This window comes from Pedobacter sp. GW821-FHT01D05 (assembly GCF_059422505.1).
Window position 1 is genome coordinate 61,390 of the sequence record NZ_JBWKXA010000001.1, and the last position, 13,552, is coordinate 74,941.

Below are 13,552 nucleotides of genomic sequence, written 5' to 3' on the forward strand. Positions count from 1 at the left end.
ACGCTAATGGCATAATTTTAGCTATAGGGTTCTGTATAAAATACAGAAATGATCCGGAGCTTATTTTTACTCATTATTAGTTTGTCGTCATTATATCACCCTACAGCTCTTCAGGCAGATATTATTGATGATTTATCCTCGTATTTTAAAGCTGGCAACTCAAAAGAAATTGCTAAAAGTTTCGCCTCAACTATTGAACTTATTATAGTTGATGAAGAAGATGTATACTCAAAAGCACAGGGTGAACAGATTTTAAGAGATTTTTTTGTTAAACATCCGCCAATAAAAACAAGTATTTTTCATAAAATTAATACGAATCCAAATTATCGTTTTGGTGTAATTATTCTAAGTACCGCCAAAGAAACCTTCAGGGTTTCCATCACCATGAAAAAATTCAATACCAGCTTTTCGATTACCGAATTAAGGATCGAACCGGCAAAGGATTAATTGGCTGGGCAGGACTTACAAAGTTTTGCCACTGCTAGGCTTTGCCAGCTTTATAAGTTGCGGAGGCTAGAAACTTCTGAAGTCAACAAATCACTTTAACGCTTCAGTAAATTGTCTGCTAACAAATATTTCTTATTTTTGCGGCATAAAATCTACATTTTGGATACTCAACTTATACATCAGTTCATAAAAAATGCCCTTGCCGAAGATGTTGGTAATGGTGATCATACTTCACTTTCAACAATTCCGCCCGGAACACAGGGAAAAGCAAAACTGATTATCAAAGAAGATGGTGTTTTGGCTGGAATTGAACTGGCTCTTGAGATTTTTAAGGAGGTAGATGATACTTTAAAGGTTGATGTGTTATTAAAGGATGGTGTAGCGGTAAAAGTAGGCGATATTGCCTTAACCGTTTCTGGAAGTACACATGCTATTTTAATTGCAGAGCGTTTGGTTTTAAACTGTATGCAACGCATGAGTGGCATTGCTACTAAAACCCATCGGATTGTTTCTTTATTGAAAACAACCAAAACCAAAATTTTAGATACCCGCAAAACCACTCCAGGACTTCGCTATTTAGAAAAATGGGCAGTAAGGATCGGGGGAGGTGTAAATCACCGCATTGGTTTATATGATATGATCTTAATTAAGGATAATCATGTAGATTATGCAGGAGGAATTTCAAACGCCATTACAGCCGCTAAAAAATATCTAATAGATCAAAATAAATCACTTCAGATTGAAATCGAGGTGCGGAACCTTGAAGAGTTAGCTCAAGTTTTGTCTACTGGTGGTGTAGACCGCATTATGCTTGATAATTTCAGTTTCGAAAACTTAAGGGCTGCGGTTAAATTAATCGATGGTAAATTCATTACAGAGGCTTCGGGAGGGATTACTGAAGAGAATGTTGCTGAATATGCTGCTTGCGGCGTAGATTTTATTTCGATGGGCGCGCTTACACACTCTGTGAAAAGCCTGGATATGAGTTTAAAAGCATACTAAAGTGATTTGCTATAAAATTAAAAGCTTATTTTTTGTATCATTGTAGGCTATGGTTACGGTTTATTCTCTCAGCGCGTTATTGATTGCCTACCTTTTTGGATCTATACCAACAGCTGTATGGCTTGGTCAGGCCTTTTATGGGGTTGATGTAAGGGAGTATGGAAGTGGCAACGCTGGCGCAACCAATACTTTTAGGGTATTAGGCAAAAAAGCCGGAATTGCTGTAATGATTATCGATATCGCAAAAGGTTATACCGCAACTAATCTGGCCTATTTAATCGGCATGTCGGTAACCGGGCCACAAAACTCAGTTGTTTTTGTCAATTATCAGCTCGCACTCGGTGTAACCGCAGTAATGGGACATTTATTTCCAGTTTTTGCCGGTTTTAGAGGCGGAAAAGGTGTTGCTACACTTTTTGGAATGATTTTGGCAGTTAACTTCGAAGCATCTATGCTTTGTGTTCTGGTTTTTGTGGTTGTGCTGTTGTTAACAAAATACGTTTCATTAAGCTCCATTTGTGCAGGATTTACTTTTCCGCTCAGTGTGGTGTTCTTGTTTCAGGTTTCCATCAAATCGGAAGTGCTTTATGGCATGGTGGTTTGTATTTTAATCTTAGTTACACACCAGAAAAACCTCGAAAGATTGCTAAAAGGCAAAGAATCTAAAGTGTATTTGTTTAGGAAGAAAACTAATTAATTAACAAAACACATTTCATTAAAACTTATTTATAGGCTTACTGTTTAATCTACGGTTTTGCTTATCAGTATTTACTAATCATTTAAAATCGCATTATGAAAAAGTTATTTTTAACAGCAAGTGTTGCTGGGGTATTATTATTTAACTCCTGTTCTACCGTTCCTTTAACAGGCCGTAGTCGATTTGATTTAGTGAGTAACGACCAGGTTTTGCCAATGGCTTTCCAGGCTTATAGCACCTTTTTAACGGAGAATAAAACTACAGTTTTACCAGCCTCGAATGCGCAGGCTTTGAAAGTTAAAACCGTTGGTAGCAGATTAATTACGGCTGTAAAATCGTATATGAACAGCAATAATTATGGCAACCTAATTGCAGATTACCAGTGGGAGGTTAATGTGGTACAGAACAACGAGAAAAATGCCTGGTGTATGCCAGGAGGGAAGATTGTAGTTTATACCGGTATTTTGCCCATAACACAAGACGATGCAGGTTTGGCCACCGTAATGGGCCACGAAATTGCTCACGCTATTGCAGGTCACTCTGCAGAACGGATGTCGCAAGAAATGGTTGCTCAAGGTATTGGTGCTGCAGCAGGTGTTGCATTATCTAAAAACCCAAAAACTCAATCTATTTTTAATACCCTTTATGGTGTAGGCACGCCAGTGGCGATGTTAAAATTCAGTCGTAATCAAGAATTGGAAGCCGATCGTTTAGGCTTAATTTTTATGGCCATGGCCGGATACAACCCTCAAAATGCGACCAGTTTCTGGAACAGAATGTCTGCTGCATCTGCAGGGGCTCAAAAACCAGCCGAGTTTTTAAGTACCCACCCAAGCGATGCGACACGTATTGCACAGATCCAAAAATATTTACCTGAAGCACAGCAGTATTATAAGAAATAGGTTTAGGGCTTAAGGTTTAAGGTGGAAGGTTTTGCATGATGCAGAAAATTCCACCTTTTTTGTTTAGGGCCACTTTAGAGTACCGTCATTTCTAGCGGACCCGATAGCTATCGGGTGCAACGCAGTCGAGAAATCTAACAAGCGGGATATACTGGATAGATCTCTCATTCCACTGCGTTCCAGTCGAGATGACAGGACAAATGAACTAATGACTAGTGAACCAATTAACTCCCCAAAACCTTCAAAATGGCACTGGCTTTCAGTAAACACTCTTCGTATTCTAAAACAGCATTGCTTTGATAGGTAATGGCTCCTCCAACCTGAAACGATAAATATTTGGATTCTGCATTGTATAAGATGCTTCGGATCACTACATTAAAATCGAAATCACCATCTGGACTGATGCAACCAAATGAACCGGAATAAATCCCTCTTTTGCTCACTTCGTATTCTTCGATCAATTTCATAGCCCTAACCTTTGGCGCACCAGTCATAGAGCCCATTGGAAATGCATTTTTAATGGCGTCGACAAAATGAATCTCTGGGCTTAATTCACAGCTAATGGTAGAAATCATTTGATGGACCTGTGGGAAGCTGTAGATGCCGAATAACTCGTCGACTGTAACAGAACCCTTAACGGCCGATTTAGTGAGGTCGTGGCGTACCAGATCAACAATCATTACGTTTTCAGCCTGTTCTTTAATATCGTTCCTGAGTCGCGATTTTATAGCTTCATCTTCCGAATGATTTAAACTTCTTTTCGCGGTGCCCTTTATAGGTTGCGAGGTAAGTTTCGACCCACGTTTACATAAAAAACGTTCTGGAGTAGCAGATAAAATATATTTACCCTGAACTTTAAAATAACCAGCAAATGGAGTTGGAGAAACCTGATTTAGCGCCTCGAAAGTTTGAACAGGATCTATTTCTGCATTTTCGGCAAAAAACTCCTGGCAGAAATTAACTTCATAGATATCACCACGAATAATATGGTCTCTTAAGGCTTCTACTTTTTGAACATATTGATCTTTAGACAATCGTTGTGTTATCGTTACTTTTTTAGATTCAACTTCTATTTGATGTTCAAAAGAATCTATTTCAGCTAAAATTGATTCTGGACCAATCAGAACCTCGGCATTGCCATTTTTGAAGGCAATCAGGTATCTTGGAACAAAAAAGTATAAATCTGGAAAATTTAAATGATCCGAATTATTAGAGTGAAGGTCTTCTATTTCGTTTTTTAAATCGTAGCTGAAAAAGCCAAAAACCCACTGTTTATGTGCAGCATAAAAGTTTTTTAGTTGATCAAACGCATTGCCTGCCAGGCATTTTAATTCATGATGCGCATCAGCAGCGATAATGAAATCGTAAGCTGAATAGGCATCTTTGTAATCATTTGAATCTAGAAAACAACAAACCTCGAACTGGTTGGCCCAATGCAAAGCTTTTTGTTTAAAATGGGATATGTTTTGTGTGATTTTCAAGCTGCGGCAAAGGTAACTAAACCCTGCATAAGTGGAAAGGTACTTAGAATATTATCTTTAAACCGTTTGAAACGATTTGAAATTATACGCTTGTTAAAAATGAGCGTAAGTCAAATTAATGTTTTTTAGGATTCATTTTGGTGTGTCTAATCCTTAAAACCCTAATAATTTGCTTTTCGTTCCGGTAAGAAATTCTAAAATGATGTTTTTCAAAAGCACGATAGGTTCCATCATTATCTTTTTTATATTGATCAATTTTATGTTTTTATGGATGCTCAACTATATTTTCAACAGCGTGTGTTAGGTCGTTGATGACATTTATGGCATTTTGAACAGACTCCTCGCTGATATATTTGTATATTTCCTTTAATTGGTTTTGGGCTGGTTTGGTCCAGACAATTTTGGAATTATTTTTTACCAACTTTTAATCTCATTTAATAGTTGATCGTGGGTTATATAATTGCCGTTTTTAAATTCTATTTCTGCAGCCAATAGTTCACTATTGTATTGTTCTATGCTAACGTTTGCACTCTTTCTTTTACCTTTTATAAATGCTTTAAGCATATTCACTACTGAACTTTTTTCGGCATCGTCTAGCTGTGTAAAATAATTAAGCATTTCGCTTTCTAATATAGTTGCCATAGTAAAATGTTTATACTCAAAAATAATTAAATCGATGATAATAAGCAAATTGTTAGATCGATTTGCTTTAATACAAAAAAGCAACCCAATTATGGATTGCTTTTTCTCAGTCGTTAAGCTGAATTGTATATTTTAACGTAATTCTAAAGTTTGTGCTCTATCTGGTCCTACTGAAAGGAATTTGATCGGCACTTCTAATTCTTTTTCTAAGAATGCAATATAGTCAGTTAATTTGGCTGGGATTTCATCTACGGAAGTAATTTTAGTTACATCAGTAGCCCAACCGTCAATTGCTTTCAATACTGGTTTTGGTTCGATTGAAATGATGTCATACGGCATGTAATCAATTGTTTCGCCATTGTATTCGTAGTGGGTACAAGCATAAATGGTGTCGAAAGTATCCAGAACATCTGCTTTCATCATAATTAACTCGGTTACGCCGTTTAACATGATGGCATATTTTAATGCAGGAAGATCGATCCAGCCACAACGACGTGCGCGACCTGTAGTTGCGCCAAACTCGTGACCTAAAGCGCGTAAATTTTCGCCAACTTCATTATCTAATTCGGTAGGGAAAGGGCCACCACCAACACGGGTACAATATGCTTTGAAGATACCATAAACGGCTCCTACTTTATTAGGCGCAATACCTAAACCAGTGCAGGCACCTGCTGTTGTAGTGTTACTAGAAGTTACAAAAGGGTATGAACCAAAATCTACATCCAATAACGTTCCCTGGGCACCTTCTGCTAAAACCGCTTTTCCTTCTTTTAAGAAACCATTCACATAATGTTCGCTATCTACATGAGGAATCGTTTTTAAGAATTCGATTGCTTCGAAGAATGATGCTTCTTTCTCTGCTAGTTCATATTCGAAACCTTCGTAATGCGAAAGAATTTCTGTGTGTTTTTCTACCAATTTAGCATAACGCTCTTTGAAATCAGGTAGTGTAGTATCGCCAACACGTAAACCATTACGGCCAGTTTTATCCATATAAGTTGGACCAATACCTTTTAAGGTTGATCCAATTTTATTTTTACCCATGCGTGCCTCGTTAGCAGCATCCAATAATTGGTGGGTTGGTAAAATTAAGTGTGCTTTACGGGCAATCACCAATTTGCCATCGGCAACAGGATCATGACCAGCTTTTTTTAAATTATCTAACTCTCTTTTTAGGATAATAGGGTCGATTACTACACCATTACCGATAAGATTCATGGTTTTTTCGTTAAAAATTCCTGAAGGGATTGTGTTTAAAACGAATTTTTTGCCATCGAACTCTAAAGTATGTCCGGCGTTTGGGCCACCCTGAAAACGGGCAATAAGATCATATTTTGGACTTAGTACATCAACGATTTTTCCCTTTCCTTCATCACCCCATTGCAGGCCGAGAAGTACATCTACTTGCGTCATTATTTAATAAATTAAGCTGGTTTTATTTGTATTTTGATTTAATTTTCGACAATTTTTGCAGCTGTTACTGCACTTTCGTTTACTTTTCTGGCCATACTACAATCAGAGCAGAAGCCATAAAGATTTAACGAGTGGTGTTTCACATCAAATTTTAAAAGATCACCAACCATGGTTTGGATCTGGTGGATTCGTGGATCGCAGAATTCTACTACTTTACCACATTCGATGCAGATGACGTGATCGTGCTGGCGGTAACCATAAGATTTTTCGAATTGTGCCATGTTTTTACCAAACTGGTGTTTGGTAACTAAATCGCATGAAACCAATAACTCCAATGTGTTGTAAACCGTAGCACGACTTACGCGGTACTTTTGGTTTTTCATGTGGATATAAAGGGTTTCTACATCAAAGTGGTCGTTTCTTGAATATATTTCTTCCAATATAGCGAAACGCTCTGGTGTTTTACGTAGATTTTTGTTTTCTAAATAAGCCTCAAAAATCTTGCGAACGAGCTCATTTGTTTTTTGTTCAGACATAGTTTTTAAACTCCATTCAAAGGTAGGTAAATTGTTTTGAAAAATGATTACACCGATTAAATGATTACACAGATTTGTAATTAGTCGGAGGTTTGGGGTCGGGAGTCAGAAGTTTAAATTGCAAATAACTTGCAACTTAGGCCTCAAAATCCTGACTTTCGACATCTGACTCCAAACTTTCCGACTCATTTATGCATCAAACCTCGTTACTCCGGTAACACCTCTAACTTTTAATAAATTTTTAATCAGGTTTTCCAGGTGTTCGGTATCGTTTACGAAAATCATAATCGAACCATCAAAAATCCCTTCGTTGGTATCAACAGTAATCGAACGCATATTTACTTTAAAGTCGGTAGAGATAACCCTGGTGATGTTATTGATCAAGCCTACATCATCAATACCTACAATGCGTAAGCCGGTTAAGAAAGTTAATTCCTGCTGTTTGTTCCATTTGGCTTTCACCACGCGATAACCATAATTGGCCATTAGCTGTGCAGCGTTAGGGCAGTTGGTACGGTGTATTTTAATCCCTTCGCTCACAGTAATAAAACCAAAAACATCATCGCCGGGAATTGGGTTACAACAGGCAGCCAGGGTATAATCAATGCGCTGCATATCTTCGCCAATGAGTAAAATGTCAGATTCTCCACCTTTAATTTTACTCTTGATTCCATCAACAGAAAGATTTTCAGGGCGTTCCGGACCGCGGCTTTCAACTTCTTTCTCGCTCGATAGGTATTCTTTGATATCTTTCAGCTCGATTTTTCCAAGGGCAACATTAACAAAAAGCTCTTGTGTAGAAGGTAGTTTAAAGAAATAACTTAGCTTTTGAAGATTATCAGTATTGTAGGTGATTTTTAACGACTTCAGCTTCCTTTCTAAGATTTCTTTACCATTTTCGGCAATTTTCCGCTTTTCTTCTTTTAAAGATGACTTAATTTTAGATTTGGCTTTGGCTGTAACCACCACGTTTAACCAGTCTTCTTTAGGCGTTTGTTTGCTCGAGGTGATAATCTCTACCTGATCGCCATTTTGAAGTTTATACGAAATAGGGACCAGCTTGTGATTCACTTTAGCACCTATACAGGTTGCACCTACATCGGTATGGATCTCGAAAGCAAAATCTAATGCGGTAGCACCCAGTGGCAACTGGATCAAGGCCCCTTTTGGCGTGAAAATAAAAATCTCATCCGAGAAAAGGTTCATCTTGAAATCGTCCAGGAAATCTAACGCGTTGGCTTCCGGGTTGCTCAGCATTTCGCGGACTTTCTGAATCCACTGATCAAGACCGTTATCGTTACTCGATTCTTTGTATTTCCAGTGCGCAGCAAAACCTTTCTCTGCAATTTCGTTCATGCGTTGTGTACGGATCTGTACCTCAACCCATTGTCCGCGTGGACCCATCACCGTAGTATGCAAACTTTCGTATCCATTTCCTTTTGGTGAGGAAACCCAATCGCGTAATCGATCCGGATTTGGACGGTATAAATCGGTAACAATTGAATAGGCTTTCCAGCAATCGGCCTTTTCATTTTCAGGGGCCGAGTCCAAAATAATCCGGATGGCAAAAAGATCGTAAACCTCTTCGAAGGGAATATTTTTCTTTTTCATCTTGTTCCAGATGGAGTGGATTGATTTCGGTCTGCCGTAAACATCGGCCACTAAACCTTGTTCATGAACTATTTCATCAATAGGTTCGACGAATTTTTTAATGAAAAGTGCACGTTCAGCTTTTTTCTCATTTAATTTTTTTGCAATGAATTTGTAAGTATCAGGGTCGAGATATTTCATCGAAAGATCTTCCAGCTCTGATTTTATAGCATATAAACCCAATCTATGGGCTAATGGTGCATATAAATAAATGGTTTCTGAAGCGATTTTAAGCTGCTTGTGGCGGGGCATAAAATCCATTGTACGCATGTTATGCAAACGATCGGCAAGTTTGATCAGGATTACCCTCACATCATCTGCCAGGGTAAGCAGCATTTTGCGGAAATTTTCGGCCTGTAAAGAGCTATTGGTATCGAAAACGCCAGATATTTTGGTTAAACCGTCGATAATTTTAGCGGTTTTCTTGCCAAATTCGCGTTCAATATCTTCTAAAGTGATATCGGTGTCTTCTACCACATCGTGCAATAAGGCACATACAATAGAGGTGGTTCCTAAGCCAATTTCTTCGGCAGCTATCTGCGCTACAGCAATAGGGTGATAGATGTAAGGTTCACCAGACTTTCGGCGCATATCTTTATGGCTCTCCAGCGCCATATCGAAAGCTTTTCTGATTTCTTTTTTATCGCCCTTTTGTAAAGTAGATTTGCTTGCCCGTAGTAATGCCCTATATCTTTTTAGAATCTCTTGCTTTTCCGCCTCTAAATCAATCACTAACTCTGTTTTCATTTGTATTTTTTGCGTAAAAATTGCGTCTTATTTATGAATAAAACTTATATTAGTTTTGTGAAACAACTAATATATGAAATAACACCTAACTTTGTAAAAGTATAAATTTATGAAAATTAAAGGGCTCTTTTTTCTTTGTATTGTAATGATTTGTAGCATTTCGCTATGGGCTCAGGATCCTGCTGCGCCAATATTCCCTAAATTGGGTAAAAGCGATACAATAAGAGTAGCCTCAACAAACGATAATGGTGTAATGATTCCGTGGATGCAGCTTAACGATGTATCTATTTATGCCGCAAGGATATGGAAATCGCCGGCAGAACAGGCCGCCTATAACCGATTAAGGTATAACGTATTAAAAGTAATGCCATACGCACTGTTTGCGAAACGTAGGTATGAGCAATTAGAGCAGGATATTGCCCGTACGCCGGAGAAAAAAGAACAGAAACAGCTGGTTAAACAATGTGATAAAGAAATTAAAGACATGTTTAACCGCGAAATAAAAGAATTAACGATTACTCAAGGTCAGATTTTAACGAAACTGATCGACCGCGAAGTGGGCAGAACAACTTATGATATTGTTAAGCAGACCAAGGGTGGTTTCGCTGCATTTTCTTATCAGATTGTAGCCCGCGTAGTAGGACATAATTTAAAAAGCACTTACGATCCGAATGAAGACAGGGATATAGAATCTATTATCCGTACTTCAGGATTTTATCAATAACATATAATGCAGGAACGCATTCCGAATATTTATTCGTTTAAGGTTAAAAAAATTAATGGCGAAGAACAGCCGTTATCAGCCTACCGCAATAAAGTTGTTTTAATTGTAAATACTGCATCAGAATGTGGTTTTACCCCACAATTAAAGGAATTACAGCAGCTAAAAGACGAGATTAATAGTCCTGATTTTGAAATTTTGGGCTTTCCTACGAACGATTTTGGAAAACAGGAACCGCTTAATGGATCTGATATTGCATCTTTCTGTGAGATTAACCATGGCGTAAAATTTCCTGTTTTTGATAAAATTATGGTTCGTGGGGCACATGCCCATCCACTTTATCAATTCTTGAGCGAGAAGAAACAAAACACAAAATTAAGTTCGAAACCCCGTTGGAACTTCCATAAGTACCTCCTGAACAAAAATGGCGAGCTGGAAGATTATTTTTTACCATTCACTAAGCCACTGAGTTCGAAAATTAAAAAGAAAATTCAGCAACTGCTGAACCAAAATGCCCAATAAATAATGAAATTAGATATTTTAGTGATAGCCGTGCATCCTGACGATGCAGAACTTTGCTGCTCAGGGACTATTTTAAAACATATTGCCCTTGGTAAAAAAGTTGGAATTGTAGATTTAACCAGAGGTGAGCTGGGTACGCGTGGTACTGCAGAAACAAGAGATGAAGAGGCTGCAGATTCTGCGAAAATTTTGGGTTTGCATGTTCGCGAAAATTTGAGAATGAGGGATGGCTTTTTTCAGAATGATGAATTTCATCGTTTAGAAGTCATTAAAGCCATCAGGAAATACCAGCCAGAAATTATTTTAAGCAATGCGCTGGAAGACCGTCACCCCGATCATGGGCGTGCAGGCGATCTGGTGCACGATTCGGTTTTTTTATCAGGTTTACCAAAAATAGAAACATTGATAGATGGTGTTAAACAAGAGGCGCACCGGCCGAGGTTATTGTTGCAATTTATTCAGGACAGATATTTAAAACCTGATATCATTGTGGATATATCTAACCACATGGATAAGAAAATTGAATCGATCAAAGCCTTTAAAACCCAGTTTTATAATCCTGATGTGGATGGCTTACAAACTTATATTTCTTCTCCAGAGTTTTTCGAAACCGTAATTGGCCGCGCAAGAGAATTTGGTAAAAGCATTGGCGCTACTTTTGGCGAGGGCTTTACTTCGCGGAAGTTGCTGGGTGTTGATAGTTTGTTTGATTTAAGGTAACTTTTTTTAACCGCAAAGAAAATAAGAGGTTCGCAAAGAGCGCAAAGGCAAGAGCTAGCCGTGAAGCAACTTGTCTTCTGTTCTTCTTTTTCTTCGCGAAAAACTTTGCATCCTTTGCGGTTAAACTTGCAAGTCCAACAAAACCGCTCTTCGTTTGTTATTCTTAAAACGAATAATAATGGCGAATATATTCTCTTCTCTCAAAAACGCATACAATCTTTTCAAACATGTAGATTTTGATAAATTAGAAGCTTTATCAAAAAAAGTCGATTTACCCAAAATGGTCGAAACGATATCCAACCTTGATGATAAACAAATTCAGGGGATGATGAAAATGATGGGTGGGTCGGGTAAAAAACGAGAATTACCCCCAATTGAAGGTGATTTTTATCATTTGGGCGACGAAGCACTCAACGATGAGGATCGCGAACTCCAGCTAAAAGTGCGTGCTTTTTTAGAAAAAGAAGTAAAACCCATTGTAAACCATTACTGGAACAAAGCCGAATTTCCTTTCGAAATTATCCCAAAACTTGCTGAACTTAATATCTGTGGTTTAACCTACAAAGGTTATGGTTGCCCGGGAAAATCAAATTTGATGGAAGGGATTTTAGCGATGGAAATGGCGCGGATAGATACCTCAATTTCTACTTTTTTTGGTGTACAGAGTGGCTTGGCCATGGGGTCGATCTATTTATGTGGATCGGAGGAGCAAAAACAACAGTGGTTACCATTGATGCAGCAATTTAAAATTATCGGTGCATTTGGACTAACTGAACCCGAAGTGGGCTCTGCGGCTGCTGGAGGACTCACTACAACCTGCAAAAAAATAGATGGCAAATGGATTTTAAATGGTCAGAAAAAATGGATCGGTAATGCCACTTTCGCCGATATCTTAATTATTTGGGCCCGTGATGAGGAAAGTGGTGAGGTTAAAGGTTTTATCGTAAAAAAAGATAATCCGGGTTTTGCGGTGGAAAAAATGCAGGATAAAATGGCCCTCAGGATTGTACAGAATGGAATTATCACTTTAAGCAATTGTGAAGTAGAAGAGGCCGATCGCTTACAAAATGCAAACTCATTTAAAGACGCCGCAAAGGTATTGCAAATGACAAGGGCAGGAGTAGCCTGGCAGGCTGTTGGTTGTGCACGTGGCGCTTACGAAAATGCATTGGATTATACCCGAACCAGAAAACAGTTTGGTAAACCCATTGCATCTTTTCAATTGATTCAAAACCATTTAGTTGAGATGTTGTCGAATTTAACGGCCATGCAAACATTATGTTTTAGGTTGTCACAATTGCAGGATCAGGGTCTGTTGAAAGACGAACACGCTTCGTTGGCAAAGGTATTCTGTTCGTTACGTACGCGTGATGTGGTGAGCAAGGCCCGTGAGGTAATGGGTGGAAACGGTATTTTATTGGAGTACAATGTAGCGCGTTTTGTGGCCGATGCCGAAGCTATATATTCATATGAGGGTACAAAAGAGATTAATACGCTGATTGTCGGTAGGGCCATAACGGGTTTCTCCGCATTTGTTTAGGGGAAACTCACGAAGTTTGAAGGGTAAGAGCAGTTTGGGAACTTCGTTAGCTTTGAGCTGGGTAATTAATTGCTTGCCAGTGTGAGCGTAGTCGAAGGCTGATGTAGTATGATAAATAGCAGGGTTTTTAGGGTTAGGAAATGAATGTCAGCATTTCATGGGTGCTGCAGTCCTGCCATTCGTTACAATCTTTTTGCGGGTTTTGAAGTGCTGAGGTGAGGAAGCCTCTGTTCCATGGCTTGCAGATGCTTCGTGCCTCAGCATGATAGCATGTTAAAGGTGCTGCAAGCAAAAGGATTTTCGCTGCTGTCAGGTTTATTTAACAATGGCATATTGATTGGACTGGTAGTGTATATTTTGTGTATTCCGTTCTGTGAGGACACAGACCGGAGCAGATTAGAGGAGTTTGTTCTCCGTGGCACAAAACATTGTTCATAAACCCGATTGGAACGGATGCCAATTTCCTTCAAATTGGCAGGAGGGAAAGCGGGACTGAAAATGCCAAATGCACAAAACCCTTCATTTCCAAATC

General features: G+C 38.6%; 14 protein-coding genes. 8 read left to right on the forward strand and 6 right to left on the reverse strand.

Translation table 11 applies throughout. From position 1 onward, the window contains the following. Window positions 1-48: 48 nt before the first annotated feature. The 4 genes from AC07VK_RS00225 (at window position 49) to AC07VK_RS00240 (ending at window position 3,048) form a co-directional block, all read left to right on the forward strand. Window positions 49-447: a DUF4783 domain-containing protein gene (locus AC07VK_RS00225; protein ID WP_477625596.1), complete on the forward strand. Its 399-nt coding sequence runs from the start codon at window positions 49-51 to the stop codon at window positions 445-447. Window positions 448-606: 159 nt separating this feature from the next. Then, a complete protein-coding gene (gene nadC / locus AC07VK_RS00230; protein WP_492955676.1) occupies window positions 607-1,449 on the forward strand; it encodes a carboxylating nicotinate-nucleotide diphosphorylase in 843 nt (280 codons plus the stop codon). A gap of 49 nt (window positions 1,450-1,498) precedes the next feature. Continuing rightward, entirely contained in the window at window positions 1,499-2,146 is a 648-nt protein-coding gene (gene plsY / locus AC07VK_RS00235; protein WP_029279402.1) for a glycerol-3-phosphate 1-O-acyltransferase PlsY, read from the forward strand. A 95-nt stretch (window positions 2,147-2,241) separates the two neighbouring features. After that, the gene (locus AC07VK_RS00240) at window positions 2,242-3,048 is read left to right on the forward strand and encodes a M48 family metallopeptidase (RefSeq protein WP_057933644.1); all 807 of its coding nucleotides are present in this window, start codon (window positions 2,242-2,244) and stop codon (window positions 3,046-3,048) included. 224 nt (window positions 3,049-3,272) lie between these two features. On the opposite strand, the gene AC07VK_RS00245 is transcribed toward AC07VK_RS00240, so the two are convergent. The 6 genes from AC07VK_RS00245 to AC07VK_RS00270 form a co-directional block, all read right to left on the reverse strand. Then, window positions 3,273-4,487 (reverse strand): anthranilate synthase component I family protein, encoded by a 1,215-nt coding sequence (locus AC07VK_RS00245; RefSeq protein ID WP_492957475.1) that lies wholly within the window; start codon window positions 4,485-4,487, stop codon window positions 3,273-3,275. A gap of 307 nt (window positions 4,488-4,794) precedes the next feature. Beyond that, on the reverse strand, window positions 4,795-4,950 hold the full coding sequence (locus AC07VK_RS00250) for a type II toxin-antitoxin system RelE/ParE family toxin (RefSeq protein ID WP_492957477.1): 156 nt from the start codon (window positions 4,948-4,950) through the stop codon (window positions 4,795-4,797). Continuing rightward, window positions 4,944-5,171 (reverse strand): hypothetical protein, encoded by a 228-nt coding sequence (locus tag AC07VK_RS00255; RefSeq protein ID WP_492955679.1) that lies wholly within the window; start codon window positions 5,169-5,171, stop codon window positions 4,944-4,946. Before AC07VK_RS00255 ends, AC07VK_RS00250 begins: the two co-directional genes overlap by 7 nt. 132 nt (window positions 5,172-5,303) lie before the next feature. Next, on the reverse strand, window positions 5,304-6,584 hold the full coding sequence (locus AC07VK_RS00260) for an adenylosuccinate synthase (protein WP_057933642.1): 1,281 nt from the start codon (window positions 6,582-6,584) through the stop codon (window positions 5,304-5,306). Between the two features lie 38 nt (window positions 6,585-6,622). Next, window positions 6,623-7,120 (reverse strand): Fur family transcriptional regulator, encoded by a 498-nt coding sequence (locus AC07VK_RS00265; protein WP_492955680.1) that lies wholly within the window; start codon window positions 7,118-7,120, stop codon window positions 6,623-6,625. A 189-nt stretch (window positions 7,121-7,309) separates the two neighbouring features. After that, window positions 7,310-9,517, reverse strand: a complete 2,208-nt coding sequence (locus AC07VK_RS00270) for a RelA/SpoT family protein (RefSeq protein WP_492955681.1) — start codon at window positions 9,515-9,517, stop codon at window positions 7,310-7,312. Window positions 9,518-9,626: 109 nt separating this feature from the next. Here AC07VK_RS00270 and AC07VK_RS00275 point away from each other — a divergent pair, with 109 nt between their 5' ends. From AC07VK_RS00275 to AC07VK_RS00290, 4 genes are all read left to right on the forward strand, one after another. Next, entirely contained in the window at window positions 9,627-10,241 is a 615-nt protein-coding gene (locus AC07VK_RS00275; protein WP_492955682.1) for a DUF4294 domain-containing protein, read from the forward strand. A gap of 6 nt (window positions 10,242-10,247) precedes the next feature. Further along, a complete protein-coding gene (locus AC07VK_RS00280; protein WP_492955683.1) occupies window positions 10,248-10,760 on the forward strand; it encodes a glutathione peroxidase in 513 nt (170 codons plus the stop codon). A 3-nt stretch (window positions 10,761-10,763) separates the two neighbouring features. Then, window positions 10,764-11,480 carry a bacillithiol biosynthesis deacetylase BshB1 gene (gene bshB1, locus AC07VK_RS00285; protein ID WP_492957479.1) on the forward strand — a complete coding sequence of 239 codons (717 nt, stop codon included), beginning with the start codon at window positions 10,764-10,766 and terminating at the stop codon, window positions 11,478-11,480. Window positions 11,481-11,658: 178 nt separating this feature from the next. Further along, on the forward strand, window positions 11,659-13,020 hold the full coding sequence (locus AC07VK_RS00290; RefSeq protein ID WP_492957481.1) for an acyl-CoA dehydrogenase family protein: 1,362 nt from the start codon (window positions 11,659-11,661) through the stop codon (window positions 13,018-13,020). The last annotated feature ends 532 nt before the right edge of the window (window positions 13,021-13,552 follow it).

Coding starts and splice junctions, on each gene's coding strand:
- bshB1 (WP_492957479.1), top strand. CDS start 10,764: ATGAAATTAGATATTTTAGTGATAGCCGTGCATCCTGACGATGCAGAA.
- AC07VK_RS00275 (WP_492955682.1), top strand. CDS start 9,627: ATGAAAATTAAAGGGCTCTTTTTTCTTTGTATTGTAATGATTTGTAGC.
- AC07VK_RS00240 (WP_057933644.1), top strand. CDS start 2,242: ATGAAAAAGTTATTTTTAACAGCAAGTGTTGCTGGGGTATTATTATTT.
- AC07VK_RS00270 (WP_492955681.1), bottom strand. CDS start 9,517: ATGAAAACAGAGTTAGTGATTGATTTAGAGGCGGAAAAGCAAGAGATT.
- plsY (WP_029279402.1), top strand. CDS start 1,499: ATGGTTACGGTTTATTCTCTCAGCGCGTTATTGATTGCCTACCTTTTT.
- AC07VK_RS00280 (WP_492955683.1), top strand. CDS start 10,248: ATGCAGGAACGCATTCCGAATATTTATTCGTTTAAGGTTAAAAAAATT.
- AC07VK_RS00255 (WP_492955679.1), bottom strand. CDS start 5,171: ATGGCAACTATATTAGAAAGCGAAATGCTTAATTATTTTACACAGCTA.
- AC07VK_RS00260 (WP_057933642.1), bottom strand. CDS start 6,584: ATGACGCAAGTAGATGTACTTCTCGGCCTGCAATGGGGTGATGAAGGA.
- AC07VK_RS00290 (WP_492957481.1), top strand. CDS start 11,659: ATGGCGAATATATTCTCTTCTCTCAAAAACGCATACAATCTTTTCAAA.
- AC07VK_RS00265 (WP_492955680.1), bottom strand. CDS start 7,120: ATGTCTGAACAAAAAACAAATGAGCTCGTTCGCAAGATTTTTGAGGCT.
- AC07VK_RS00225 (WP_477625596.1), top strand. CDS start 49: ATGATCCGGAGCTTATTTTTACTCATTATTAGTTTGTCGTCATTATAT.